We start from the raw sequence: 24,677 nt of genomic DNA on the forward strand, positions 1-24,677 counted from the left end.
TCGGCCCCACAGACTTTCGCCATATATGGTGCCGGTGAGGGGCTGTAGCTCAGTTGGGAGAGCGCGTCGTTCGCAATGACGAGGTCAGCGGTTCGATCCCGCTCAGCTCCACCATCCGATTTTTGCCGAAAATTCACCTGTGAAAACAACACCTTGCGGGGGCGCAAAGAATTTCGCGTACCCCAAGTAGTACCCGGTTTGCGCACCCCGTAGAATAGAGCCGAAAATCCTCTCGGCGTGGCCACCGGAATCGGGATGACGGCATAGGCCATTCCGAGCGCCGAAGGCACGATCCGGCGACGTTCTCCATATCCTGCGGCAAGAATTTTCAGCTGATGCTCCAGCGCGAGGCGACATGCGTGCGACCCCGCCGTGACCATCTTGATCAGGGACGCGGCGGTGCGACCGGCGATCGCGACCCTGGTAATGCCGACGTCGGCGTTGCCCACCACCCTCGCCGCTTGGAGAAACCGGGCGTGGGCTGAACGATAGCGCTGGCCCACGCTGACGGTCGTCCGGGTATAGACGCTCGACCCCGGGTGCAGGACGATCGAACCGTCCCGCACCGTTGCCAGGGCCGCGATCTTGCCGTCGGCGTACCTCAGTCGTGATCCCACCGCGAAGCGGCGATAGATCGTCGGCTCGCGCGCCAAGTCTATCAGTAAGGCCGGCCCGACTACCTCGTCGGCGGGACCGGGAACGGAGGTGGGTGCCATCGGCCATTCCTTCGCGTCGGCCGGAAGTGGACTGAAGTGCGCATCACCGTCCAATACTCTTTCTCCCAGGAAGATCAGGTCAAGAATGCTGGTCAGCACTCGGGTCAACTCGGCCCGCCGCGCCAGGTCGAGCCAAAGATGGCTGTGGCGATCGAAGGTGGTGCTGGACAATACGTTGCCCTCGGCAACCCAGGCGTGAGCAAAGGCGGTTTCAAGGTATTTTCGCTCCGGCACGGACCACTCGCCCTCGGCGCTGAAGGCGGCAACTATTCTTGCCGGAAGCACGACCGGCGCTGCTCGATGCCGGCGCAGCCGGTCGATGGCCTTTCCTTCGCCGATGCGCGCGACCGATCCGCTGGGATCCTCCACGCGGTAGATTCCGTGCAGGGACAGCCACGGTGCAAGCCGCGGGTCTTCTATGGCGCAGGCCGGCGCAATCACCACGGCCGCCGCTCGATCCGGCGAAATAAGTATCAATCCATGGGCGGGCACGCGGTGGGGCACGTGCAGGAACACGCCTTCGGCATTGACGAGATGCGTCGCCGTCAGTCCAAGATGATCGACGATCACGATGCACCCTCCTGTTCAGTTTGCGATGAGCTTTCGATAGGGCGCGCCGACGGGCACGACCACGGAAAGGTGTGGCTGCCTTTTGTCGTCCTCGGACCTCCTGCACGAACGGTCTTGTGGCGGAGCGCCCGTACATCGACCGGTTTCGGCGATCACCCGGTAGTGGAAGCGATCTCGAGCATTCCGAGCATAACAACCGATCGGACGGAAAAGCCGGACAGTCTACGGTAATCCTTGCGCCATCACCGAAATCCTTGCCGTGCGACGTATTCGGACCGGTCGGCAAGCGGCCGGTTCTGCCTTAGGTCTGTCCGCCAACCCGGACGGAAGCGAGCGCCAGATGGCCGATTACGAAGATGACGACTATATGGACCAGACCCTCGACATGCTGCTCGATACCAAGTCGGAGTTTCCGGATCCGAGGCTGGCTATCGCGCTTGCCTGCCTCAAGAGGACCATACCCGCATCGGTATACGGCAAGCTGCTGAGCGAGGCGTTCAGTATCGTCGTCATCGAGGTCCCTGGTAGCGATTGGGTAAACTGGATCGCAGCTGCCGCGCGAGAACTCGTCGTCCGGCATCCTCTCTTCATCAGATCGGCGTCCCGCGCGGGCAAGGCATCGAGCGCCGAACTCGGTCGCTTGTCCGACGTCATTGCGAAAAAGGGACGAGTCATAGCGATCGTCGAAGCCGGTGACCTCGAAGAAGACGTCCTCAGAATAGCTGACCATCGGTTCAAGCTGAAATTGCCTGACCGCGCGGCGCTGCGGGAGGTCGCGAGGCGAACACTGGTCGGTGACGCGTCCAGGATGAAGTCGGAAATAAGTTGGCCATGCGAATTGAACCTTTTGGGCGCATGTTTCCCTCCGGGTGCGACGGTCGCTACTGCCGTCGCGCGGCTGCAGCGTTTGCGGCCGCCCCTCGCGGCGGCTGCCGTCGACATACCGACGCTTGCCTCAGTCCGGGGTCTCGATGCGGCCAAGCAATGGGGCATGGACCTCAAGGTCGACCTTGACGCCTACCGAACAGGTCAGATCGGGTTTTCGGCCATCGAAGCCGGTGCGATCCTCGCGGGACCGCCCGGAACCGGGAAAACGATGGTGGCGCGCATAATCGCCAACGAATGCGGCCTCCGCTTCGTGCAGACGTCGATCGGTAGCCTTTTCGCCAATTCGGATGGCCACCTCGACGGTGTCGTGAAGAAGTTGCGATCGGTTTTCGACGAAGCCAAGGCCAAAGCGCCCGCGCTCCTCTTCGTCGACGAGCTCGACGCATTGCCTTCGAGGGACAGGCTCGATGACCGCGGTAGGTCTTGGTGGACGACGGTAATCACCGACTTTCTGGTTCAGTTGGACTCGTCTTTGAACGATCGCACCGGCATCGTGGTCCTGGGAGCGACGAACAGATACCAAGACCTGGACGGTGCCCTCGTACGGCCGGGCCGGCTGTCGCGTTTGCTGCAGATCGAGCCTCCCTCTTCCGACGCATTGGAAGCAATATTGCGCCAGCATCTCGGTTCGGACCTTGCAGGGGACGATATTGGTCCTTTGGTCATGTTGACGAAAGGCGCTACCGGCGCCGCAGCTGCCGGGTGGGTCAGCGGAGCCCGTCGGACCGCCCGGAACGCCGGCCGTGTAATGTGCCTGGATGACCTCTGGGCGGCAGCAATCGGCCGCGAAACGCGCGCACCATCCGAATTGTGGCGCGTGGCCGTTCACGAGTCCGGCCATTGCGTGCTTGGGCAGGTGCTGGGACAAAAGCCGATCTTCGTCACTATCCGCACGGTCGGCGACACGGGCGGTCATACGCGCTTCGAGCTTGGACAGACCCTGACAAGGGACGACCTGGAGCGTGCCGCTATCGTCACCCTCGCCGGACAGGCAGCTGAACGGGAACTCCTGGGAGGAGGCTTCACTATAGGCACGGGTGGCGAACGCGGTTCCGACCTGCACTTGGTAACGGAAGTCATTTCGCAGGGCTATGCCAGTTTCGGTTGGGCGGACTCACTTGTGTGGCGCTCCGAACCGAAAGACGCAATCGCCCTTCTATCCAAGGATCGGCAGTTCCTCGAAACGGTCGAGCGGGATCTACGCCGGCACGCCGATACCGCCGAGGCACTCATACGCAAATATGCCGACGTCTGCTTTGCACTCGCAACCCGCCTTGCTGATAAGAAGTATCTGACGAGCTCCGAGCTCGAAGATTTCTTTGTTGGGTTCGGGCCCGACTTCGGCAACAAGAATTGACGCGACTTCCATTTGGCGACGTTTGATGCGGACGCAAGCATACTTTGACGGGACTTTCGATTCACCCGGACGCATCAACGGCTTATCAAGTCCTTAAGCAATCTGGGGCTTCCTTGATTGTGGCCACTGCGATTGCGGTGGGCAGGTGCCGTTGGCGCGGTTCCTGCCCCATAGGGCCGAATACAATGGAGATCAAAATGCAAACACCCATCGTCTGCAGACACACACCACCCCCGGGTACTCGCGAAAATCCGGATTCCTGGAAGGCCGCTGCGCGCCATAGGCGCCATCGGCTGGGCCACATCACGAATGCCGCCGCCCAGCCAGTGGACCTGCCACCATCTCCGGTCATGGCCCCGCCTCCGCGTGGCCAAACGTCGCCCTGTCATAAGGCGGGACGCGTGATGCACTCACATTTTGTCCGGGAGTTTGTTACGTATGAGTACTGACTACGATCTGAGCTCTGACGTGGTTTGGGGCGCCGAGGCCATCGGCGCGTTCCTGGGAATGACCCGTAGGCAGGTCTATCATGCCGCGTATCAGGAGCATCTACCGATCTTTCGCGTCGGCTCCACCTTGGCGTGTCGGAAGTCCACCCTGATGGCCTTCATCACCGAGCGGGAAGAGAAGAATGCGTCGTTCAGGCGGGGTCTTCCCCGTATTTGAGCCGATCAGAATGGAGGCGGTCGAACGGTGATCGCTCGGCCGCGATAATCCTTTGCCACGACCAGGGTAATCCTTGACTGTGGTTATCGACCGCTGGACTAATCCTAGGAGCCCACCCACGAGGTGATCTCCGCGCGGGCGGGTCAGGCCGCTTCGCAACGCCAATTGTCGAAGCGGCCGCCTTCTCTAAATCCGCTGAAGCCGCCGCGCGAGGCCGGTGTAGTGCTTCGTGCGAGACCAAGAGTGAAATGAAAACTAGTGACGCCCACTTTCTCGCCTAGACGGCCAGGGTACTCGAAGTCCCGAGCAACGCCGGCCTTCTCTACGACCGCCGCTCCGGTGAAGTAATTCGGATGAGGTGGAGCGTGTCCTCATCCAGCAGTTTTATTTGAGCATCGGTTACGAAAGACCGAGCGCGGCATCGGCGTATATTTGAAGCTCTTCGGTCGACGCAAAAGGCACCTGCGCCACGAAGTATTCCTCTCCCGCCGGCTTGTCGCCGCCCAGGCGCGCCGCGAGGTGACCCTTGCCGAGCAAACGCTCTGCACCCTTGACGCCCAACGCCAGCACCGAACCGGCTTCACCGGCGACCTTGAGCACGAGGCGATTGTTTAAGTTATCTCTGATGCCCGGAGGTATCGCCTCCTGAGCCGCGCGCTGGGTGATCATTATGACGTGAATGCCGCATGCACGCGCCTTTGCGGCAAGCCGCGTCACCTTTTGCTGGATGACCTTGCGATACTCGTCGGAGCTGGCCATCCAATCCGCCATCTCGTCATGGATGACGAAGATGTAGGGTAGCTGCTCCTCTTTAGGCACAAGGCGGTTGTATTCGGAGATCTTGGGGACGCGCTTCTCCTTGATGAGCTCATAGCGACGGTCCATTTCGTGGACGACGGTTTCGAGAACCAGCTCGGCCTCTTCCTGATCGGTGATGATGTCGCGCGCCATATGAGGCGCATTTTCGATCCACGGGAAGTCGACGCCCATTTTGGGGTCGATCAAGTAGATCTTGAGGCTCTGCGGCGAATTGAGCGCGATCATCTGCAGCAACAGGCTCTGCATCAGGACGCCCTTGCCCGATCCTGTTTCGCCGGCGATCAGGGTGTGGGGCCCGTGCTCGCTGTTGCGGCCGTAGTTCCCACGTAGGTTCAGCCACAATGGCTCACCGGTGTCCTCGCGCAAGCCGAGCAGGAAGTTGGAAATACTGTCGGGCGATCCGGGCGGCCATTTGGTTTCCAGCCAGACCCGTGCCAGATCGACGACCCGCCGGTCCTGTGCCGCGACGAAAAGCGAGATCTTGCCCAACCCGGCGCGGATATCGGTCACGTCCATCCCGAAGGTCGTACGCAACTCGGTCAGCTTGCCGTTGAGCTTGGGAACGGTCAGCGTCGAATGTCCGACGAAGTTGACCAGAACCCCGTTCGGCGTCGAGATCGTGTTCGGCACCGCCAGCTGAGCCACCATGTTGAACTCGGTCAGGGCAGCCTGCAGGTTGCGGGCCGTATCGGCGGCAAAGCGCTCCTCGGCTTCCTTGACCTCCCCGGCACCCTTACCTTCCGCCACATCGCGCATGACGGCCTCGAGCGCCGCCGGCAGACCCGGATTGTGAGAGAACACCGTGTCGGATGGAGCATCGGCCACTGCCGGCGTCGGCGCAGGCGCAGCGACAGGGCCGCCAGCTATCGCCGATACGGCTTGCGCCACGGAATTCACCAGCGTTTGCTCGACGGATACCGTTTCGGGCTCCGGCACGACAACGGGCGCCGATTCATCGGACTGAGGCAGATCTTCTGCAGGGGCGACACGACCCGGAAGCGGAGTAACGGCGGTCAGCGCCGGACGCGGCAATTCGGGCAGATGGTTGCCTGCCGGATCCGCCATGGCATGCAGCAGTGCCGACAACGATTTCTGACGAACCGAATACTGCCACACGGCGTCGTTCTTCTCGGAGGCCACGACAGAGAGCGACGCCGACGAGACGTCGTCGTGCACCACGACCACTGACCGACCGTCGGCTTCGTAATCGACCTCGCCGTCGGCAACGGCCTGGCGGAACTCCTCGAGCTCCCGGTTGTCGACGAAGAACTGGATGTAGTCGGGCCGCAGGGACATCAGATAGAGCAGCTGCCGCCCCCACGCGCGCTTCGCCATCAGGTCGGCTTGCGTCACGAAATGGGTCTCTATCGTCCCTAGGGTCGAGACGACCTGCTCGCGACTGGATTTGGCCTCGATCATCTCGGAGGCCAAGCTCACGCATTTGGCTTCGACCACCGTCATCGACACCACGAAGCTGTCGCCTTCACGCCGGATCGTCAGCGCCAGGGTGTCGGCGAGCTTGCCCTTGTGGTTGAAGAAGGCGCGGTTGTCGTCGAGCGAGAACCAGATCGGCTTCCTGCCGGCGACGGACTTTTCGCGATCGACGATGGCCGTCGCCGCCGCAAGGCCGACGATCTCGCGTGCGGCCGTTCTCGACCGGGCCGACGACAGGATTTTCTGACCGCACACTTCGACGACCGTATTGACCACGAGCTGGGCTAGGGCGGCGGCCTGGGTGCTCAGATAGCCGTCCTGCATGCCCGAGAAATCGTCCTGCAGATGGCGCAGGAGGTTTTGACTCGGCTCGCGGGACGATACCAGCACCCGCATGTCGATATCGGGCAGCTGGATGTCGCGGATGACCTTGATGCCGTTGGCCGCCAGCATCTGGCGGCTGGACATGGTGTCGACGCTGACGACCCATTCGCCCAGATCGTGGGCCTTGCGGATCGTGTTGCCGACGTCCTGGTCGGTCCAGTTGACGCGCTGGATCGGAACGGCGCGCTTTCCGGGCGGCAGGACCTTGGCGTCCTCGGCGGCCACGTAGCAGAGGTCACTGAACTGGCCGACCGCGCGCGGCGGGCGCGATGCCGTCATGAATATCTCGATCGCATTGGTAGCGATGTTGCCGGCCGCGTCGGAATCCGTCCGGCGCCGGGGTAGGGACGCGTTCCGGAAATCGACCTCGCCCGCCAGACCCTCCGACACGCCGTCGACGAACTCCCACGCCATCCTGGCATGCTTGTAGAAGGCGTCGTGGAGGAACACGACGTCGATGTTCGAACGGCGCCCCGGGTTCAGGGCATCCCCCGCCCGACGCCGACGCGGAGCCTCGACAGGAAGCCCTCGGTGACCTCTCGTCGAGGTTTTCCCCGCTGAGGCGAGCGTTCTGCTTGGTATAGACCTCGCGCAGTCGCGAGGAGCTGTCGTGCGTGATGAGCAGGCTTGCCCGAAGGTGCCCCTTCTTGCTCATGCGCTTTTCGAGCTCCTTGGCGACCAGGCCCGCCAGGCTGACGGCGTCCGCGTTGTAGAGTGCTGCCGAGAAGTTGCCCTCCTCGTGGGGATTGAGCTCGATAAACTTGTCCGACGCCATCATGAATTCGCGGCAGGCGATACCGGCCGTGGCTTCGAGCTTCTGCTCGCCCGACACTTTCGAATCGATCGGAACGGCGAGGCTGTAGCCGGCGCAATCCTCCACGGTGCCGTATGACTTGAGTTCGAAGGAAACGATCTTGGGGAAGAACCACTCGGCGAAGATCGCACGCTGCACTTCGGTAGCCCGCTCGAGGCCGTCGACCGACGTGGTCTTGGAGCCGATGGCAAGACCGATGAATTCCGCCAGGTCGAGCGCCTTGCCCCGGCGTTCGAGCAGACGCAACGGGTGCCAGGCCGGAATGACGATCGCCTGGCCGTTGGAGGACGGCAGCAGGCCGAATTCGACGATCGGACGCAGCAACGTTTCGCGCACGGTGGTGCGGTTGCCCAGCAATTCCCGCGCGATCCGGCACAGCTCACCGAAGGCGAAGGCCTGGTCCTCGACGAGCCCGCTGCCGTAGACGGAAGCTGGATGGTCGGCGATGGCCGTCATGACAGCCCCGAAAGCCTTGCCGAAAGATTTGACCGCAGTCGAGATGATGTCCCTGACCTCGGGCTCGATCGTGCGGCTGGCCACCGCCTTGTCGAGGTTGGCGGGGATCAGGGCGAAGAAATCGGCGTCGACGGAGTGGTCGGCGGGATTGGCGGTGGCGCCAGCTTCCCCGCCGGCGATGTCGACGAAACTGGAAGTGTCGCTCAGCGTGGCCGGGATGCCGCCGATGGCGGCGCCCTGCTTGAGCTCGAAGTGATGACCCGCGACGCGGACCATGCCGTCACCGGCAGCCTTGCGGAATGCCTCGACGTCTTCGGGCCAGGCCAGGGCGATACTCGAAAAGCCCGGTTGCCAGAACAGGCGAACCTGGGCCTTGGCGGGTTCGCCGCCGGTTTTGAGGCTGAGCTCGAACTCGATCTGGTTGGCGCCGGCGGACTGGGTACGCGTTTCGCCCTTGGCGGTGAGCCATTTGCCGAAGTCGAACTTGACGTGCGGTGCGAGGACCTTCTCGATCAGCTGGCCTTCCAGGCGGAGAAGCTTGACGAGCCGCGGATTGAGGTCCGACCAGGCTGAGGTTTTCTCCCCGTTCTTGACCCTTACGGTGATCTCGGCATCTGGCGGTATCGAACCGTCCTCGTCCATGTTCTTGATCAGCAGCGACCTTACGCCCTTAACAATAAGGCAGAGCAGGTCCGTCTCTTTGACCTCCTCGTCGAACAGATGCCGGCGCCAGCTTTCGTAGAGTTTCTTGTCCTTGACGGTGCGGATTTGGTCCTGCCAGGCGTCGAAGAACTCCTGGTCGAGCTCGGGATTGTTTTCACCGCGTTCGAGCTTCTCCAGATATTCCTTGGTCGCCGGATCTTCGAGGCGCTTGGGATATTCGTTCTCAATGAAGTCCCTGGTCCGCTGGACCAGCGTCGGCGTCTGCTTCTTGGCCTTAAAAGCGAAGACGTTCTTGCCGAAGTCGTTCCATTCGACTACCTCGCAGAACCGCTTCTGGCTCGGACGCCATTCGCCGTGCCGAAGATGCTTGCGGTCGGCGATCAGGTCCCGGATCGCCTCGGCCATGACAGCTTCATCCGCCTTAAAGGCCACTGTGGGTTTGTCGATGAAGTCGAGGATCGGGTCCACCATCATCCGCATCGACTTGGCGTCGAGCAGATAGGGGATATCGGACAGGTCGCGGTAGGCAGCCCGGAACATCGCCCTGAAATCGGACACGAGCTTGCCCCGCGGCTGACCTTTGGCCGGAACACCTTCGAAACTGGCCAAGGGGGCAGCTTGAGAGCCGGAGCCGACTTGCGCAGCCGGTTGTCCAAAGGCTCTTCCTTGAGGGCCATGAAGCTGCGGACGAACTCGGCGTATTGATCGAGATCCTTCGTGACGTCGGCGTCGTCGAGGCCTTCGAGCATCGCCGAGATCCAGTTGCGGTGTTCTTCGCCCTTGATGGCGTCCCCGGCGCCGTCGAGGATCGCCGCGAGCCACAGGTCGGATTTGGCCTGAACCGAACGGCGATCCACCCTGGTAACCAGGTTGAGGCTGGCGCCGACCGTATCGCGCTGGGCGTCCGGCACCGCGAACAGCACCACGTCCGCTTCCGCCGAGTTGCGGTAATGGACCCCGGGCTTGTCGGTGATGAACCTTGCATCGAGCGTGCGGGCAAGCACGGGATCGACGTCGCGGGCGATCGCCAGCTGCACCGTCTTGCCCTCGATGACGGGATAATGTCGGGCCACCGCCGAAAGATGCTCGGGCTTGAGACCGGCCAGCAACATCAGGGTGCGGCCCGCCTTACGTTCGGCCTCCTGTCGGACCATGCCCCAGATCACCCGGCCGATCAGATCGGCGCGTTCCTCGGCATGACGGTCAGACGGCACGGGCGTTGCGGTTATCGCGTTCATGCGGGATTCCCGTCGAGGCAGTAGACGTTGGAAACGAAGGCGCAGTCGTCGGAGAGCCGCTTGACGTAGCCGAGGCCCGTCAGACGCTTCTCGAACTCGCGCAGGTTCTCTTCGAAAGCGGCGATGTCGCAGGGCGGTTCGGCGAACGCCCGGCGCTGCTCGGTCGGCCCGATGACGATGCCGTACCGGTCGTATAGCCGCTCGAGGAAGTCGGCGACGGTGATTGGCCCCCGCACGACGGCTAGGACAAGCGCCTCGAGCAGTTCGTCCGATGCCGAAAACCAAGTGCCGGCGCTGCGGCGCGCCACGACGAAGCCGGCATTCTGCCCCAACGGGCTTAACATCGAGGAGACGCTGTTCCGGTCCCGCCTTTTGGCGGCGGAGATGAAGGCGTTGAGCCAGGCTTCCGGCTCCCTGACGCCCTCCGATTGAACGGCCTTCTCCGCCCACCGCTTGGCATCGAAGGTCTTGACGATGGCTTCCACCGCCATATCTGACGCGATACGACGGTCGCCGTGCGAATTGGCCGATAGCCAACCCTGCACGTAGCCGATACGCTCGCGGATGTGGGTTTCGACGGCGTCTTCGATCACCTGCCTGTGCCGGTTGAGGTAGTTCTTGGAGACGTCGCGCAGATTGGCGTTGCGGCCACCCGTCATGTCGAGCGGTATTGGGTCGACGGCGTTGCCGCTGACTTCGCGCGCCCGATCGGCGAAATAGCAGACGAGGTTCAGCGCCGTCATCCTGAACAGGGGCTCGAACTTTTGCGGCGCGGGCAGACTCCGGAGCGACAGGACCGCTTTCCAGTCTTCGGCCAGCCGGTCATAGGCGGGGTGGCGCCCGAGCGGCAGGTAACCGATCTGGCCGCCCGCCGTACGGTCGGCAGTGTCGGGCACGAGACGCTCGGCCAACTTCTCGGCAGGGTCGGTATCACTCAGGAATGACTTCCTGACGAGGGACGCGACCTCTTCGGACAGCGCCGAGCGGTTGAGCATCAGATAGATCATCTCGCCGCCGCGGCCGAAGAAGGACCGGTCCGCCACGAACTTGAGATTGACGTCGTTGAGCAGGAGACTGGGACCGCGCGGGGCCAGAAATTTGGACGTGTACCGACGGTTGTTGAGAACATCGAGTTCGAGGCCCTTGAGTATCCTTACCGCCTGCCTCGCGTCCTCGAACCTGTCGTCGAAGCGCTTCTTGAGATAGGCGAAGTTGACCACGCCGATCCGCACCTCGTTGGCGAAGCCTCGATTGAGCGCGTCCACCCAGGCGTCGAACCTGTCCTGGGGCGCGATGCGCTCGTTCTTGGCGATCAGATCGAGGGACATGTCCTTGAAAAGAATGTAGCGAAGGGCGACGGAGCGGACCATAGGGATGACGATCGACTCGTGATCGTCCGGCGTGTGGCCGCGCTGGGTGAAGATACGGGTCTCGCCGTATGGTTTGCCGTCGTCGCCGATCTGCAGCACGCGACAGATCGAAAGGACTTCGAGCACAAGCATATAGGGCAGCTGCTCTTCTACGTAGCGGTGGCCGAAGATTTGCTCCTGGACCCACATGAGGGTGTCGGCGCCCTTACCGTCCTCACCGAGGTGGGATTTCAGCGCCGTCGGCCCTGCGGCTTTTGTATCGAACGCGTCGAGCATCAGAAGTTGCCCTCCAGGGCGCCGATCGAGCGTTCGGCGAGGAATTCGTCGTCCGTATCCACGGCCTTGAAGTTCGAGGTATCGCCGTCCTCGCGATCGAGGATCTGTCCGACGCAGCGTATCTGGAAGTTGCGCACATCCTGGAAGCACTGGTTGGAAAAGCTCATCGGCAAAGCTCCGTCGCTGACCCGCATCAGATATTCGAAAAGGGTTGGCGTGAGCGGCAGGGAGGCCAGCGTCCCAACCGGCGGGTAAGCCGCGTTCAGCTGCAGCATCGGGGGACGACCGGGCTTGGTCGGTGCGGCGAGGTTGAGGCTATACGGCCTGCCGCTCCAGCCGATCGGACCGGTGACGAGGATGGGGATGCCGGCACCCTTGAAAACGCCGGAGGGTTGGGTCAGCCAAAGACGGTCGCTCGTCTCAGTCAACGAGCCCGTCAGCGCGCGATTGAGACCCTTGACTAGCCGCGAGCGCGTCTTGCGGAACTTTTCGGCGTCGCGCTTGTCTTCGGAGAGGATGATGTTGAGGAAATGATCGCCGTAACTGTGGACCGAAAGCTGCCATGGGCTTTGCTCGCGCGCATCCCCTCGGCCTCGGGCCACTCGAAAAACAACCGGCGGCGCTGGGCGGTCAGGATCTTGCGCAGCTCGCTGATATGCTCCGGCGGGTTCTCAAGATAATTGGCTCTCACTTCGGCATAGCCGGCGCTGCCGTATTGCGGATGGTCGACCTCGGCGAACTTGGCGTCCATCAGGACATCGTCGAAGAAGTTGTTGGTCTCGAAGCCGATCGCGAAGTCGTTGAGCGCCGAAAAGGCCGTGTTCTGCGAGCGCCGGAACGGCGGGTGGTTTTCGCCGAAGACGTTGTTGTAGGGGTCGGTGAACGCGTATTCGCTGTCGGCCGCACGCTGGGCGGCACGCGAGCAGTTGAGCAACGGGGTCGCATAGAGGTTCTTGGCGTCGCCGAGCAGCGCATTGACGACGAGAATGATGATCTGCCGGATCGAAAGGTGGCGCTCGTCTGCGGCCGAGATCTCGATCAGGGCCCGAAGCCGGGAGCGCATGGAAGCATCTCCAGTCCGCAACAGGACCTCCCGGTTGACCTGGATCGGACAACGACCACCTTCGCCCGCCTTGCAGCCCGTGCCGCAGTCCACCCAGCGCGGATGGTTGCAGATCTGGTCGATGATCGCGTCGATGGTGGACGCGTGCGACGTACGCGACATGTTGAAGAGGCGGAAGGAATACCCTTCGAGCGGCGTATCCTTGTCGTCGCGCAGCAGTTCGCGGAAGGCGATCAAGATCTCCTGGCCGGCTGTGCTGCCGCCGAGATGATCTTCCCATGAGCGCAGCAGATGCCCATCGTTGACGCAGAGGACGAAGAGCTCCGCCGGATTCGGGGAGGTGAAAGACTTGATCATGCGGGGCACGAGGCTCGCCTTGTCCGACGCACTCACTTCGCTAAGGTCCTTGATGAAGACGACGCGACGGCCGGTCTCCGGATCGTCGAAAGCGGTCTGCTCGCCCAGCCCGGTCGTCCCGCCGCCCAAGAGCTCGAGCACCTTTCGGGCGGTGTAGGTCTTGCCATCGCCTGCCGTACCGGTGAGCACCACCGAATGCGGAGGCGTCCCCGCAGAAGATCGACTATTTCCCTCGACCTGGTTTCGGGAATAGAAATGGGCTCGACGCCGGCCTTGGCGGCGGCGGCGACGACGAATTCGTCGTACATGTTGTTGCCGTCCGAGGTCGGCCCGTAGGCCGCCAGAAAATCGACCAGCGCGTTATTGCTCATTCCCCTCCCGGCACGTCGAATACCCAATCACGACAGTGCTTTGCTTCATTAGATCGGCTCTACGGCTCCAAGTCGAGCCTGCAATTGTTACTTATGGCAAGTCAGACACATCTTGGACTGACCGTAGAGATCGTCGATGTCGAGCGGCTCGCCGTCGGGGCGTAGCGGGTTGGGTTGAATCCGGGCGCGGGCGCGCTCCAGCCGGATCGCGTGATCGTTGCGGATCTGCTCGACCCGCTCGGGCCGCGACAGCTGCTCGAGAGACTCGCCCTGGCTCCAGGTGAACGGAGAGCCGTGCTCCACCGCCGACTTCTCGTAGGACTTAGCTTCGTCGAAAGCTTCAGGGTGCCGCTCCATGAGACGAACCCACTCGATCTTCTGCTGAAAGAAACAGAACGTGCAGCCGCTACGCGAACGCCATTCGTAATAGGACGGCAGGCCTAGGCCCGACGCGTCGAGCAGCTCGATCACGCCCGCCTTGTCGACCCCGTCTTCGCGGAACGGCAGGCGCACCTTGAGGCTGGCCGATTTCGAGCTGTAGCCTTCGCGGTAATCCTCGTCTGAGCGGATGGCGACGTAGGAGGTGACCTCGTCCCCGTCCTTGAGCATCGGCTTCACCCAATCCTCGAACGGACGGAGCTTGAGCATCCGCGTGCACCAACGCGTCTGTGCAGAGGGTAGGAAGGAATTGTACTGCATCAACCAGAAGTCGAAGTCACGGTCGGGATTAAGGCGCAGGATCGGTTTGCCCAGGACGCCTTCAAGGCGACCGAGATACTCGTAGACTTCGGGCAATTCCTTGCCCGTGTCGGTGAAGAAGTATTCCACCTCGATTTCGGGGTGGTGGTGCCGCATGTAGACCGCAAGGGCCGCGCTGTCGCGCCCTCCGGACAGTCCGAGGACATGACGTTGGGCCATCAGAAGGCCGCCTTTCTTTTTTTCGTCGTCTTCGGGCCGGGCGCTGAGGATGGCGGCGCCGAACCGGGTGATTGCCGCGAGGATCAGGTTGCGCTCGGCCCCCGAAAAGCGCTCGGTCAGGTCGGCGACCATGTCATCGACCAAGGAGGCGTCCGCATCGCTAACGTCGAACTCGCCGAAGACCGGCTCGGGCCTGCCGCCGACGCTGACTACCAGGGCCATCGCCTCGCGCTTGTCCTTGCGACCCTTGACGTGGGCGAAGGCTTCCGCCCGGTTGAACTTCTGCGCCAGCGTCGCCAGCCCCATGGCGGCGCGATCGATGTCTGCGTCCGACCAGTCGCGCATCGGGCGGTTGGCGGCCAGACTGGCCAAACCCTCGATGTCCTCGTCCGAGCCCTTGAAGGTCGCGATGCGCCCCACGAAAGCCTCGAGGTGGAAATCGCCGGCCAGGTCGCGGATGTTTTCGGCACGGGCGCGCAGGTCCGCGATCGCCTTGGGCGACGCGTTCGGGACCTGCAGCTCGGCCAGCATTTCCGAACGCATGCGATGCAGCATTCCGGGATGGGCGGCGACCAGTTCTTCGAGCCCCTCGCGCACGTTCGAGATGACCGCGTCATGCCCGGCGGCACCGGCGGCAAAGAGCCCGGGCAGGTCGTTGAAGATCAGCTTGTTAGGATCGGAGGCCTTCTTGAAGACGCTCCTGACGGCGGTGGCGTTGGACGATAGGCGCTGCGTGCGCTGCGTCCAGGGCGACAACCGCGCATAGATGGCGACGAGGCCGCGACCGACGTCGATGGGTTCGAGGTCGGCCAGCGAATTTTGCCGGTCCAGTTCGCGCACGACGTCGGCCAAACCCGACAACAGCTCGCGCGCATCCTGGTTGAGGTCCATCCAGCGCACCTGCAGGAGCGAGGGGTCCTTGACCAGGTAGTCGACGTCGATCTCGCGCAACGTCGGCTGGAAGATGCCGTCGCGGTAGAAGGCGAGCGAAGAGCGCATGGTCATCATCAAGGCGATGGCGAGAACCGGCATAATCCCTCGCTTGAGGCCGAACGGCTTGCGGCCCCAAAGCTCGTAGAGTTCGGCAAGCGACACCGATCGCCCGGCATGCATCCGAAGGTGCCGCTCCGCCTCATCCCAAACCGGCCCGAGACCTACCGGATCTTCGCCGTTACGCGGATCGCAGAAGCCGTAGCCTGTTTCGGATGGGCCGTGCAGACCCGTCTTAGCGAGGAGAGACATGTAGAGCCCGCCCTCCGAGGGGAATCCTTCGATACCGAGGCGGTTTCGATGGCCTTCGGTGACCATGGCCTTGAGCAGCATGTTCTGGCCGGCCACCGCGTTGCTGGACGGCTTGATGCGGTTGAGCAGCTCGCTGTGCAGCAGGGGCGAATTCATGAAGCGCAGGTCGGCGTATTCAGACGCCATTTGGCTGACGTAGCGCAGTGGCTTGGTTTCGGCAGGTCCCTTGCCGTGGTACCAGGTAACGAGCTCGAAAGCCCGGGCGACCTCCGCTTCGAACATGCCCTGTGCGCCGGCCAATCGCGCGGCGACTTCACGCCGAGCCACGGCGTCGCCCTGCAGATCGGGGTGCGCGCGCACGCGTCCCAGCGCCTGGACCTCTCGCGCAAGGTTGAGGATGTAGTCGGTATTGGACGCGACACCGAACACCGTGTCCCACTCGTCGGCGGCCGGGGCGACCTCCTTGAGCATGCGACCCAATTCCCGCGTCGTTTCGCCCCCGTCGGGCACCACGAGCACGAACTGTCCGATGGTGCCGTCAGCAGGTTTGTACGTCTGCAAGTGCTTTTCCACGGCGCTTGAGAGGACAATGTCCATATCGAACCAGCGGAGCGCGCCGGTGCGGTGGTAGTGACGTTTGCAGAGGACCGGCTGCAGGCCGGACAGGGAACGCACGAGGGCCATGTCGATCTGCGGGCGCTCGGCGATCTCGTCCTCGATCGCGGCTTCGATGTCGAAGTCACTGCCAGCATAGACGGCGTAGGAGCCCAGGAACTTCTTGAAGACGATCAGCGACCATTTGGAGAGCGCCACGAGCGCCGTCTTGATGGCCTCGGACGTTGTTTCGGGAAAACAGGAGGCCAGGATCTCGTCCGACGCCGCTACGCCGGAGCGGTCCTTGAACAGGTCGATGACGGCCACCGTCTTGAGGATACGCAGGTGCAACTCGTCGCCGCCCATGGCGCCACACCGGTCGATGGCTTCCGCGGCAATTGCCCAACGGTGCCCGTCGGGAGAGGACAGGATAGCCGGCTCGAGATTGAAGCGGAGGTAATCCCAAAGCCGATCGGGTTCGAACATGCCGCCGGCAGCCTGTCGCAGGAAATCCCTGAAGCCGTGCGGCTCGGCGGAATTAAGGAAGCCGAAGATGCTGCGCTGGTTCTGCCCGAACCGTCGACGCGAGATCGGCCCGAGCAGTGCGGCCGTCGCCGGGTGCAGCGGCCAGCAGGAGGAGAGCAGGGCGGCAAGACCGGCAGCATCGGTGCGGCCGGCGGTCATGGATCTCGCCACCACGTCCGCTGCGGCCAAATGGTCAACACCTTCGGGGTCACCCTTGATCGCCTGCGACAGGATCGCGATCTGTTCTTCGCTGCCGACGTTGACGGGAAGGTCGATGAAGCGGCCGTGGATCTTGGTCCATTCGTCGCGCAGGTCGCGGGACAGCTTGGCGGCGTATTCGTCGAAAGCCTGGTGGAGAATGCCGACAAAGATCAACCGGCCGCTGCTTCGTGACGCCAGCTCGGCCACATGCTGTACCAGGTGTACGTCGCCCTGACCTCGGGCGGCCGCTTCCAGCATCTTGCCCATCTCGTCTACGAAGACGATCAGACCGCCGTGCTTGTCAGATTTCTCGGAAGCGGCCGACGTCAAGGCCTCGAGCACGGCCGTTTCCGTCCAACCGCTGCCTGGAGCGGACGAAATCCCCGACTTCTCGATGGCTTCGCCGAAGATCGCGACCGGCTCGTCCTTGCGTCCGACGATTCCCAGGGTACGCCAACCCTTCTTCTTGGGCGGCATCTTGGTCCAGATCTCGCGAGCGAAATCCTGCCCGATGATGCCAGCTGCTTCGTCCCGAAGCGCGGCATTGCCGTTCATCAACGCAGAAAGCGCGACGACCAGGCTGGACTTCCCTGAGCCGTATGGCCCGGTCCACGTAAAGGCGGCTTGACCCGTTTCCGAAACGTGCTCGGCCATGGAGCGCAAGATAGTGAGAGAAGACGGCGGGCACACGAAACCGCGCAGGGCATCGGGATTGCCAAGGTCGGTGTCGATGCGGACGGCGCGTTGGAAGCGCGGTTCGATAGCGACGCGATCGATTAGGCTCATGACGCGATCCTCATTTCCGCGGCGGCATCGGCAAAGTCACGCGTCACGAATTCGAGCGCCTCAGCTTCGTCGATGTCGCGCCGGCGCAGGACCTGCTTAAGACCAGCGGTTTCCGACCACATCAGTGCGCCACCAGTGAAAGTTTCGAGTTCAGCCAGGCGGTCGGCAAGATCCGTCTCGTCCAGGAGAAATACGCGACCGGGCGATCCGGGCTCGTAGGCTATGGCTTCGAAAGAGAGCGAATTCCGGCGCGAGGCCGCAAGGCTAGCGTAGCGGTCCCAGAAGTCGAGAAGGGCATAAAGGAAAACGCCTTGTCCGAGCGAAGGCTTGGCGCCGCGTACCATGCGAAAACCGTCTTTGCGTCCGACGGCGCGGATCAGTCCGAGCTCGACGAGCGGGGATTCGAGTTCGTCCTCGTGTATGGCACCTGCGGTAACGGCCCGCGATGCATAGCTGCGGATGAAGCAATCGACGTCACGTTTTACCGTGGCGTCGGAAATGCGCTGCCACTTGCGGTCCTTGGCAAGGCCCGTCAGTGCCCGGTAGACGAGCTCGCGGTCGAAGTCGGTCTCGGGAAGGTATCCGAACACCCAATACCAGGTCGTTCGGTTGGGCCGACCGCAAAGGCGCCAATGGGCAAGCCACGAGGTAGCCGCGACCTCCATGAAAGGATCCAACCCGCCGGTGCCGAAAATCAGTTTTCCCAGAGCGGTGGTCTCTATCCTTCCCTCGCCGTCGGCCGGTGTGATCATTCCGACCGACTCCGCCCAATAGCGGATCGCGGTCACCATGTTCTTGCCAACGCCGAAGTTGCCTATGGCTTCGTCCGCAAGGAATACGGACCGGTTGGAAACGCCGACTTGCGTCGCCTCGACCGCGTCCACGGCCTTCTTGAGCCAGCCATATTTCAAGGGAAAGGTTTCGTGGCCGGAAAATTGCGGACGGTAATCCGGTTCGTAAAGCGGCCCGCGTGCCATGCCGTTCCCCAAAGAATACGACGTGACAATAGGATGAGGTAGAGGCTAGGGTCAACGGCGAACTGGACCGAACCTCCAGGTCGAGGAGTTGGCAGTGCAGCCCATTTATCTCGATAATCAGTCCTCGACACTGATGCACCCGCAGGTTGTTGAGGCAATGTTGACTGCGGGTTATGGAAATCCGCATTCAAACAGTCACTCGATCGGATGGGATGCGGCCGCCAAAGTTGAGCGCGCTCGCGAGAGCGTCGCCGCGCTAATTAACGCAGATGCGGATGAAATCTTCTTCACCTCAGGGGCAACCGAGGCGAACAATCTCGCGATTTTAGGTGTTAGAAAGCTGCGGAGCGAGCGCCGGGATAGCGTGATGCGCCCGGCCATCGAACACAAGAGCGTTCTTGCGGCTTGTGACGCGCTAGTCGAGGAGTATGGTTTCCGGTTGGATGAAGTTCCCGTCGGAACGGACGGTAGAATCGACCTTGCCTACCTTGCTGAAGGAGGGATGGACCGCGCCGTCTTGATGTCAGTAGCGTTCGTCAACAACGAGATCGGGACCATACAGGACATCGCTGCCATCGGAATGCAAAGGGGACCCGTGATGTTCCATTGCGATGCGACTCAGGCCCCCGAAGGGGCGGACATAATGGGCGCCGCCGGTCATTGCGATATGATGAGCATCTCGTCGCACAAGATGCGGGGCCCCATGGGCATTGGTGCCCTCTATATCTCCCGGTCCATTCAGCCCCTGATCAAGCCCATTATGTATGGAGGTGGTCAACAATTCGGAATCAGGCCCGGTACATTGCCGCTACAGCTCTGTGTCGGTTTCGGAGTGGCCTGCGATATCGCGAGGAATGGAGCTGAAGGCAGAAAATCCTTGGCGAAATTGCGTGATGCTTTCATTGTCGCGCTGCGAAAACAGGGACTGGAGTTTGAGTTAAACGGGACCTCCGAGTTTGATAAGCGGCACGCCGGCAATGCAAATATTTGGCTCCCGGGTGTTGATGCTGAACAATTGCTAACACTGCTACAGCCCGGAATTGCAGCTTCAACAGGTTCAGCTTGCACATCCGGCAGTCTTGAACCTTCGTACGTCCTAACTTCCATAGGTCTTTCGACAGAAAAAGCGAGCCAATCGATTAGGTTTAGCGTTGGGCACGAAACGACACTAAGTGACGTAAACAAAGCTGCGTTGATGATCGGCGAAGCGATCAAACGCCTTGCCTAGCGCGACGGCGAAAGCGCTATCGAACGCCGGCAGCTGTGCGGCAGGAGCTGACGGTCGCCGGAGTGCGGCTGGTGATCAACGTCACCATGCCCCTCACCGTGAGTAGCGGTAAGACGGCGAAACTCCACAAGCTGAGTGAGCTGCTCCTTTGATTTGCATTGGCCTACACTCATGAGCGCAACATTTTGGGGAAATCCATCAGCAACCTCGGTGAGTTAGCTTGAACGCGCCGTGAATTTGATCAAGCGCCATCCTCCAAATTCATGGAGGTTGATGATGCCGAAGACCCGCTCCCTCACCCCGCGCATGATTTCGGACTTCTGCCGGCTGAGGCTGAAGGCCGCTCTCGACAGTGACGAGATCGAGGTGATCACGAGCTATCTCGTCGCCCTTATCGAGTAGATGGCTTACCCACCCTACCAAGGCAGTAGAGCGGACTGGATGATGCTGGCCGAGGCCACTGGGATTGAGGCGAGCAGACTAAAGTCAGCAGGTCCTCAGCTGCAGTCGGTCCTGGATGCCGTGGCGAGGTCAGTGGCCATGGAAGGCCAGACCGCTCCGCCACCGCCAAAGCAAACGCGGCAAGAAACTGCCGACGATAAATCTGCACAGAAGGCAAAATCTCGCCGCGGACCGGCGCCGAAACCAATACTCGAGCACCCGGAGGCTCTCTTCACCCAGTGGGAAGATCCGCCTGGCTTCGGAGATGCGCTTAACCTGCACATGCGCAGGCATGGTGACAGCGTGCGTCACCTCTACCTGGCGTTGGCATCACGCGGAGAGGCGCAGGATCAGCGCACGCTTATGAAATGGTGCACCGGCCAGCTCTTGCCCATGGCAGCCCAGGCATGGCGTCTGACCATACAGCGGTATGGGATCTACAATCCCTGGACCGGGCGCGGCGCCATCAAAGGTTTGCTGCCCCACGGGCCCCACAACATTCGCGATGTACTTGCGACCCATATCCTCAAGCAGACTGGGTCATTCGAACAGGCGTCCTATGCCATCCAGGACACGCCGGCGATGGTGCAGCAGCACTATGGCCGGTTCCTCCCACCAGACAAGTCGGCTATAGCGGCAAAGATTTTGAATAAGGTTTGGGAAGCGATTTAGTTAAGCCTTTTCCCCGTTTTGATGGGAACAAGAGGTGCCGAAAAGCTCAAATGGGGACGGTACTGCTCGAAAGCAGTTGCCCCGTTGATCTGACCCCGGTGGGGCACTCCGCGAGACCCGTTCCCGGATCGATCGCGTCTCCGAACCTACGGAACGACGACTCCGACACGCAAAATCTAATGATAACACGATCGTGATCGAAACTTTTCGGGGGCGCTAGAACGACCCACCCGCAAGGATTACCAGCGAGTTTCAGCTCCGACACATCTGGACCATCGCGTGTTTCGAGCGGCTATCATCGATGGTGGGGAAACGCCGGCGACGTTTGGGATCGGAAGGATTAGCACTCAATGTTCGACGGCGTGATATGGGCTCTTGCCTGATGGATTGGGGAAGCTACGCCAACGGCCCGTCTGGTACGGAGCCGATACTATCCTTTGAGACAGGAGCGAAATCCATGAAATGGAGAACCTCGAAAAAGTGTCGGCACACACCCGATCCGTTACCCGCTTCCGGCACCCCCAAATCCCGGTCAACTCCCTGACGGTGCTCAGGTATTCGTGCGCCGCTCGTCTGGAGGTACAAATTTCTAAATGGGCCGTACTTTCTTGATTCGCGCGCGCGAAACCGAATTAACCCTCTGATTTGAAAAGATTTTTCGCCATTCTACCCGACGATAACAGGCATTCCTCAATATTCGTTTGTTTACAGGGACTTAGCTAAGTTACACGTGCCAAATCTATCCTTTTGTTGGCACACTACATCCTGTCAAAAGCCCGGCCGTTGGCCTCTCCGCCCCTCCGTTGACATTGGCGGTTAGGTCCATGTTAGCCGAAAAGGGAACGTAGGAGCGAGCAATGGCACAGATCATAACACCGGGGGCAAATTCGCGGCGCAAGGCCGTCGCCATCGTCGACTTCGTGCCGAGGGTCTGCGAGAAATATCCCGCGCTTCCTGAACCAGCTTGTCAAACTGCATCAAGCCGTAAGGCCAAGGGGCACGATCCCCGACGGACACGTCCGGGCTTCGCGACGTTGTGGGAGGCGGAGCTTGAAATCGCCCTCTACGGGGATACTGACAGTTTTCCTCTTCGGGCCGAGATGTCCCTGCGAGCTGTTGTCGCTTGGTATGGCCATTACGAACGGGAACGCAATGTTTCCGAAGCCACCATCAAGGGATATCTGAGAGTCCTCAAGCGTCTGCTGACACCAGACCGAGCCGATCGCCCGATGGACGAGCTCACCCCGATCGACCTGATGAACGTGCTTCAGCCAGTGCGTTCCACATCTTTGGCATCTAAGTCCAAGGACGAATACTCCCGTATCATCGGGCGTTTTTTCGCCGCAGCTCGTCAACACGGTTTCGTCGCAGATGACATTTCCGGGGCCATCGTGCGCCAGCACGCCGTCCAGCGCTCGCTACGCAATGATGAGGGTCCGCCAGAGGAACACTTTGCATCAGTCCGCGCTGTGGCCGCGCAAGCCGCTAGCCTCGTATTCGAGCTGTCGGTCGGTGTCTTCGCGAGTGCGGAGGCCATTGCTCGCATGAACTGGGGCGACGTCGATTTCGCTAGCGGCCGAATTTTCGTTCCTTACCCGCCGTTGCCGGGACAGAACGAACGCAATCCGGCTCGGGAGGACGGGCGTTGGCGCCCGATGGACGAGCTGTTGCTTAACGCTATCCTGCGCTGGCGTGCCGTCTCCTTTACATGTTCGCCCGACGACGCTCTTTTGCTCAGGCCTGACGGAAGTGCCATGTCGTCTATGGAGGTGGCAGAACTGATCCATGGCGCACAGGTCCGAGCCGGCCTCGTCGGCGAACAGCGTTACCTTCCGGGTAAGGATCCCAAGAGTTGCAAGCCTGAAGCAGTACGCAAACGCGGGATGCCCCGGGGTTTGCACGGGTTGGCAGACTTCAAGCACGCCGCGATCATCGCCGTTGCGGGCACAGTGCGCAGTCTCAAGACGCTTGAGTCGAAGGTGGGGCGCCACTCGATTGAGAGCCTCATGCGCTATAGCCGATACCTGGTTCGCGACGACAACCGCCCACTACCGGTCGCCGATATCGAGTTGTTGGCATGAGAAAACTCATCGACATCGACTTCCGGACAGGCATCCATATTTGGTTGGCGGACCTTGCTCAGGACAAACGGCTCCCGGCCAAGAAGCGCCAGACAATGGAAGGCCACATCGAAAATCACGTCATGCGCTATTTTTGTGATCACACGATCTCACGCATAACCGGTGATGACTTGCAGCGCCTGCGCTGGAGTCTCACCTGCTCGGCCTCGCTCGCAGGCAGCATTATCAAAACGCTTCGGACCTTCTTTGATTATGGCGTCACCAAGCACTGGGTGGCTGAGAAAGCAAATCCTGCCCTCACTACGATCGCTGTCGTACATCCCGTAACCAAATGGTGGCGTGCCCAGCCGACCCATTTGCTGGCCATGCCGAGTTATGTGCAGTTGCAATTTTTGGCGACCCACTCGACGGGACTGGCACGAACAGCGCTCAACCTTTTCATTTTTGCGGGGTTGCGTGGTAACGAGGCGCGTGCCTTGCGAAAGCGTCACCTGAAGTCTGTCACAAAGCAGCACGCCTTGCCTAGGATCGACGTTTGCACCGCTTTTAAGTCGCAGGAGGGGGATTCATTCATTGAGGGACCACCTAAGACTAGAGCCGGACAACGTTTTGTTTTTGTGGGTCCGGTTCTCAACGAGACACTGAACACAGCTTCCGCAACCCTTGCTCCGGACGATTTTATTCTCAATCTCGATGGTGAGCCACTAACTCACTGGGAACTTGACCGAATACTGCGCATGGAGCAGGTGCGGCTAGGTATCGGTGCCATGTTGCGTCTGCCCAATGGCGCAACTACGTTTCCCGGAACGTTCGGCATTCGCCACCTGCGCCACGCCTTTGTCGCCCTTCTTATTTTTAAGGGTTTTGCAGACCGCGATATAGCCGAAGTGGTCGGCCATAGCTCAAGTGTCGTAACGCTAGACGTCTACGGCTATCTGTTCGAGCTCTACGAATCGGCCGCACCGACTTGGCCGTCCAACATTTCCCCCGACAACGATATCGACACCGACCTCTGGGAGCTTGCAGCATGATGCCCAACGATACGCGGGTCATCCGCTACACTCCGGACACGGACGACCGTGCAGCGGCCAGAGGGCTCCTCATGGCCTTGATTGCTGCCGAAACCGCCAATGATGATGTCCTTGCCTCCGGCGGCGACGCGGCCCCTCTGGTATTGACGCGCGGCGTCAACAAGCTGTTGCAGAACGTCCTGTCGGTAATGGTGCGTAATCGCCCCGTGTCGATCGTTGTGTTGGACGAGGAGGAAACTACTAGATACCGGGGCGGTGGCCGAGATCCTCGGCTTCGGCGCGGTCTGGGTCAGTAAGATGATCGACAAGGGCCATATCGAGGCGCACCAGCATAGGGCCGGACGCAAGTACCTGATTACTGGCAAGGCCGTCGTCGATCGCATCGATGCCGGTTCAGAGCGTCATACCAAATACGTGGCAGCCAAACCGGGCAAGCCGAGCCGGCGCCGGGGTCGGCACTGAGGGAGATGTGCTCTGCAGCGCGCGCCCCCAGCGCCTTCCACGGGTCAGACGACGACTGGCGGCGCTTTATGCCTATT

At 61.4% G+C, this 24,677-nt stretch carries 17 protein-coding genes, 1 tRNA gene and 1 pseudogene; 11 read left to right on the forward strand and 8 right to left on the reverse strand.

All coding sequences use genetic code 11. From position 1 onward, the window contains the following. Positions 1-38: 38 nt before the first annotated feature. From G5575_RS01865 to G5575_RS01880, 4 genes are all read left to right on the forward strand, one after another. Positions 39-114: transfer RNA gene (locus G5575_RS01865), tRNA-Ala, on the forward strand. Between the two features lie 638 nt (positions 115-752). After that, complete coding sequence (locus tag G5575_RS01870) at positions 753-1,517, forward strand: hypothetical protein (RefSeq protein WP_164532848.1); 765 nt, start codon at positions 753-755, stop codon at positions 1,515-1,517. 136 nt (positions 1,518-1,653) lie between these two features. After that, positions 1,654-3,531: an AAA family ATPase gene (locus tag G5575_RS01875; protein WP_164532849.1), complete on the forward strand. Its 1,878-nt coding sequence runs from the start codon at positions 1,654-1,656 to the stop codon at positions 3,529-3,531. Positions 3,532-3,969: 438 nt separating this feature from the next. Then, on the forward strand, positions 3,970-4,197 hold the full coding sequence (locus G5575_RS01880) for a DNA-binding protein (RefSeq protein WP_164532850.1): 228 nt from the start codon (positions 3,970-3,972) through the stop codon (positions 4,195-4,197). A gap of 399 nt (positions 4,198-4,596) precedes the next feature. On the opposite strand, the gene G5575_RS01885 is transcribed toward G5575_RS01880, so the two are convergent. The 8 genes from G5575_RS01885 to G5575_RS01925 all read right to left on the reverse strand — a co-directional run bounded on the left by G5575_RS01885 (position 4,597) and on the right by G5575_RS01925 (position 18,685). Next, positions 4,597-7,113, reverse strand: a complete 2,517-nt coding sequence (locus G5575_RS01885; protein WP_164532851.1) for an FtsK/SpoIIIE domain-containing protein — start codon at positions 7,111-7,113, stop codon at positions 4,597-4,599. Beyond that, entirely contained in the window at positions 7,070-9,325 is a 2,256-nt protein-coding gene (locus G5575_RS01890) for a hypothetical protein (RefSeq protein WP_164532852.1), read from the reverse strand. The genes G5575_RS01885 and G5575_RS01890 overlap by 44 nt, the downstream gene beginning before the upstream one ends. Next, complete coding sequence (locus G5575_RS01895) at positions 9,238-10,005, reverse strand: hypothetical protein (RefSeq protein WP_164532853.1); 768 nt, start codon at positions 10,003-10,005, stop codon at positions 9,238-9,240. Before G5575_RS01895 ends, G5575_RS01890 begins: the two co-directional genes overlap by 88 nt. Further along, entirely contained in the window at positions 10,002-11,651 is a 1,650-nt protein-coding gene (locus tag G5575_RS01900) for a hypothetical protein (RefSeq protein WP_164532854.1), read from the reverse strand. The genes G5575_RS01895 and G5575_RS01900 overlap by 4 nt, the downstream gene beginning before the upstream one ends. Beyond that, entirely contained in the window at positions 11,651-12,079 is a 429-nt protein-coding gene (locus G5575_RS01905) for a hypothetical protein (RefSeq protein WP_164532855.1), read from the reverse strand. Before G5575_RS01905 ends, G5575_RS01900 begins: the two co-directional genes overlap by 1 nt. Before the next feature lie 32 nt (positions 12,080-12,111). Beyond that, complete coding sequence (locus tag G5575_RS01910) at positions 12,112-13,260, reverse strand: hypothetical protein (RefSeq protein WP_164532856.1); 1,149 nt, start codon at positions 13,258-13,260, stop codon at positions 12,112-12,114. A gap of 269 nt (positions 13,261-13,529) precedes the next feature. Next, entirely contained in the window at positions 13,530-17,708 is a 4,179-nt protein-coding gene (locus tag G5575_RS19790) for a phosphoadenosine phosphosulfate reductase domain-containing protein (protein ID WP_235935503.1), read from the reverse strand. Then, positions 17,705-18,685 carry a DUF4007 family protein gene (locus G5575_RS01925; protein WP_164532857.1) on the reverse strand — a complete coding sequence of 327 codons (981 nt, stop codon included), beginning with the start codon at positions 18,683-18,685 and terminating at the stop codon, positions 17,705-17,707. Before G5575_RS01925 ends, G5575_RS19790 begins: the two co-directional genes overlap by 4 nt. Positions 18,686-18,779: 94 nt before the next feature. Between G5575_RS01925 and G5575_RS01930 the strand changes: the two genes are divergently transcribed. The 7 genes and pseudogenes from G5575_RS01930 (at position 18,780) to G5575_RS01955 (ending at position 24,600) form a co-directional block, all read left to right on the forward strand. After that, positions 18,780-19,913, forward strand: coding sequence for a cysteine desulfurase family protein (locus tag G5575_RS01930; RefSeq protein ID WP_207632966.1), 1,134 nt, complete (start codon positions 18,780-18,782; stop codon positions 19,911-19,913). Positions 19,914-20,189: 276 nt separating this feature from the next. Then, entirely contained in the window at positions 20,190-20,315 is a 126-nt protein-coding gene (locus G5575_RS20930; RefSeq protein WP_268904369.1) for a hypothetical protein, read from the forward strand. 441 nt (positions 20,316-20,756) lie between these two features. Then, positions 20,757-21,026: pseudogene (locus G5575_RS01935) on the forward strand (hypothetical protein); the annotation flags it as partial. Between the two features lie 857 nt (positions 21,027-21,883). Further along, complete coding sequence (locus G5575_RS01940; protein ID WP_164532858.1) at positions 21,884-23,107, forward strand: hypothetical protein; 1,224 nt, start codon at positions 21,884-21,886, stop codon at positions 23,105-23,107. Beyond that, positions 23,104-24,138: a site-specific integrase gene (locus G5575_RS01945; protein ID WP_164532859.1), complete on the forward strand. Its 1,035-nt coding sequence runs from the start codon at positions 23,104-23,106 to the stop codon at positions 24,136-24,138. The genes G5575_RS01940 and G5575_RS01945 overlap by 4 nt, the downstream gene beginning before the upstream one ends. Continuing rightward, positions 24,135-24,434 (forward strand): hypothetical protein, encoded by a 300-nt coding sequence (locus tag G5575_RS01950; RefSeq protein ID WP_164532860.1) that lies wholly within the window; start codon positions 24,135-24,137, stop codon positions 24,432-24,434. Before G5575_RS01945 ends, G5575_RS01950 begins: the two co-directional genes overlap by 4 nt. A gap of 1 nt (position 24,435) precedes the next feature. Further along, positions 24,436-24,600 carry a hypothetical protein gene (locus tag G5575_RS01955; protein ID WP_235935504.1) on the forward strand — a complete coding sequence of 55 codons (165 nt, stop codon included), beginning with the start codon at positions 24,436-24,438 and terminating at the stop codon, positions 24,598-24,600. Positions 24,601-24,677 lie beyond the last annotated feature (77 nt).

Origin of the sequence: Devosia aurantiaca (assembly GCF_011058215.1) — a bacterium.
Lineage (GTDB): Bacteria > Pseudomonadota > Alphaproteobacteria > Rhizobiales > Devosiaceae > Devosia > Devosia aurantiaca.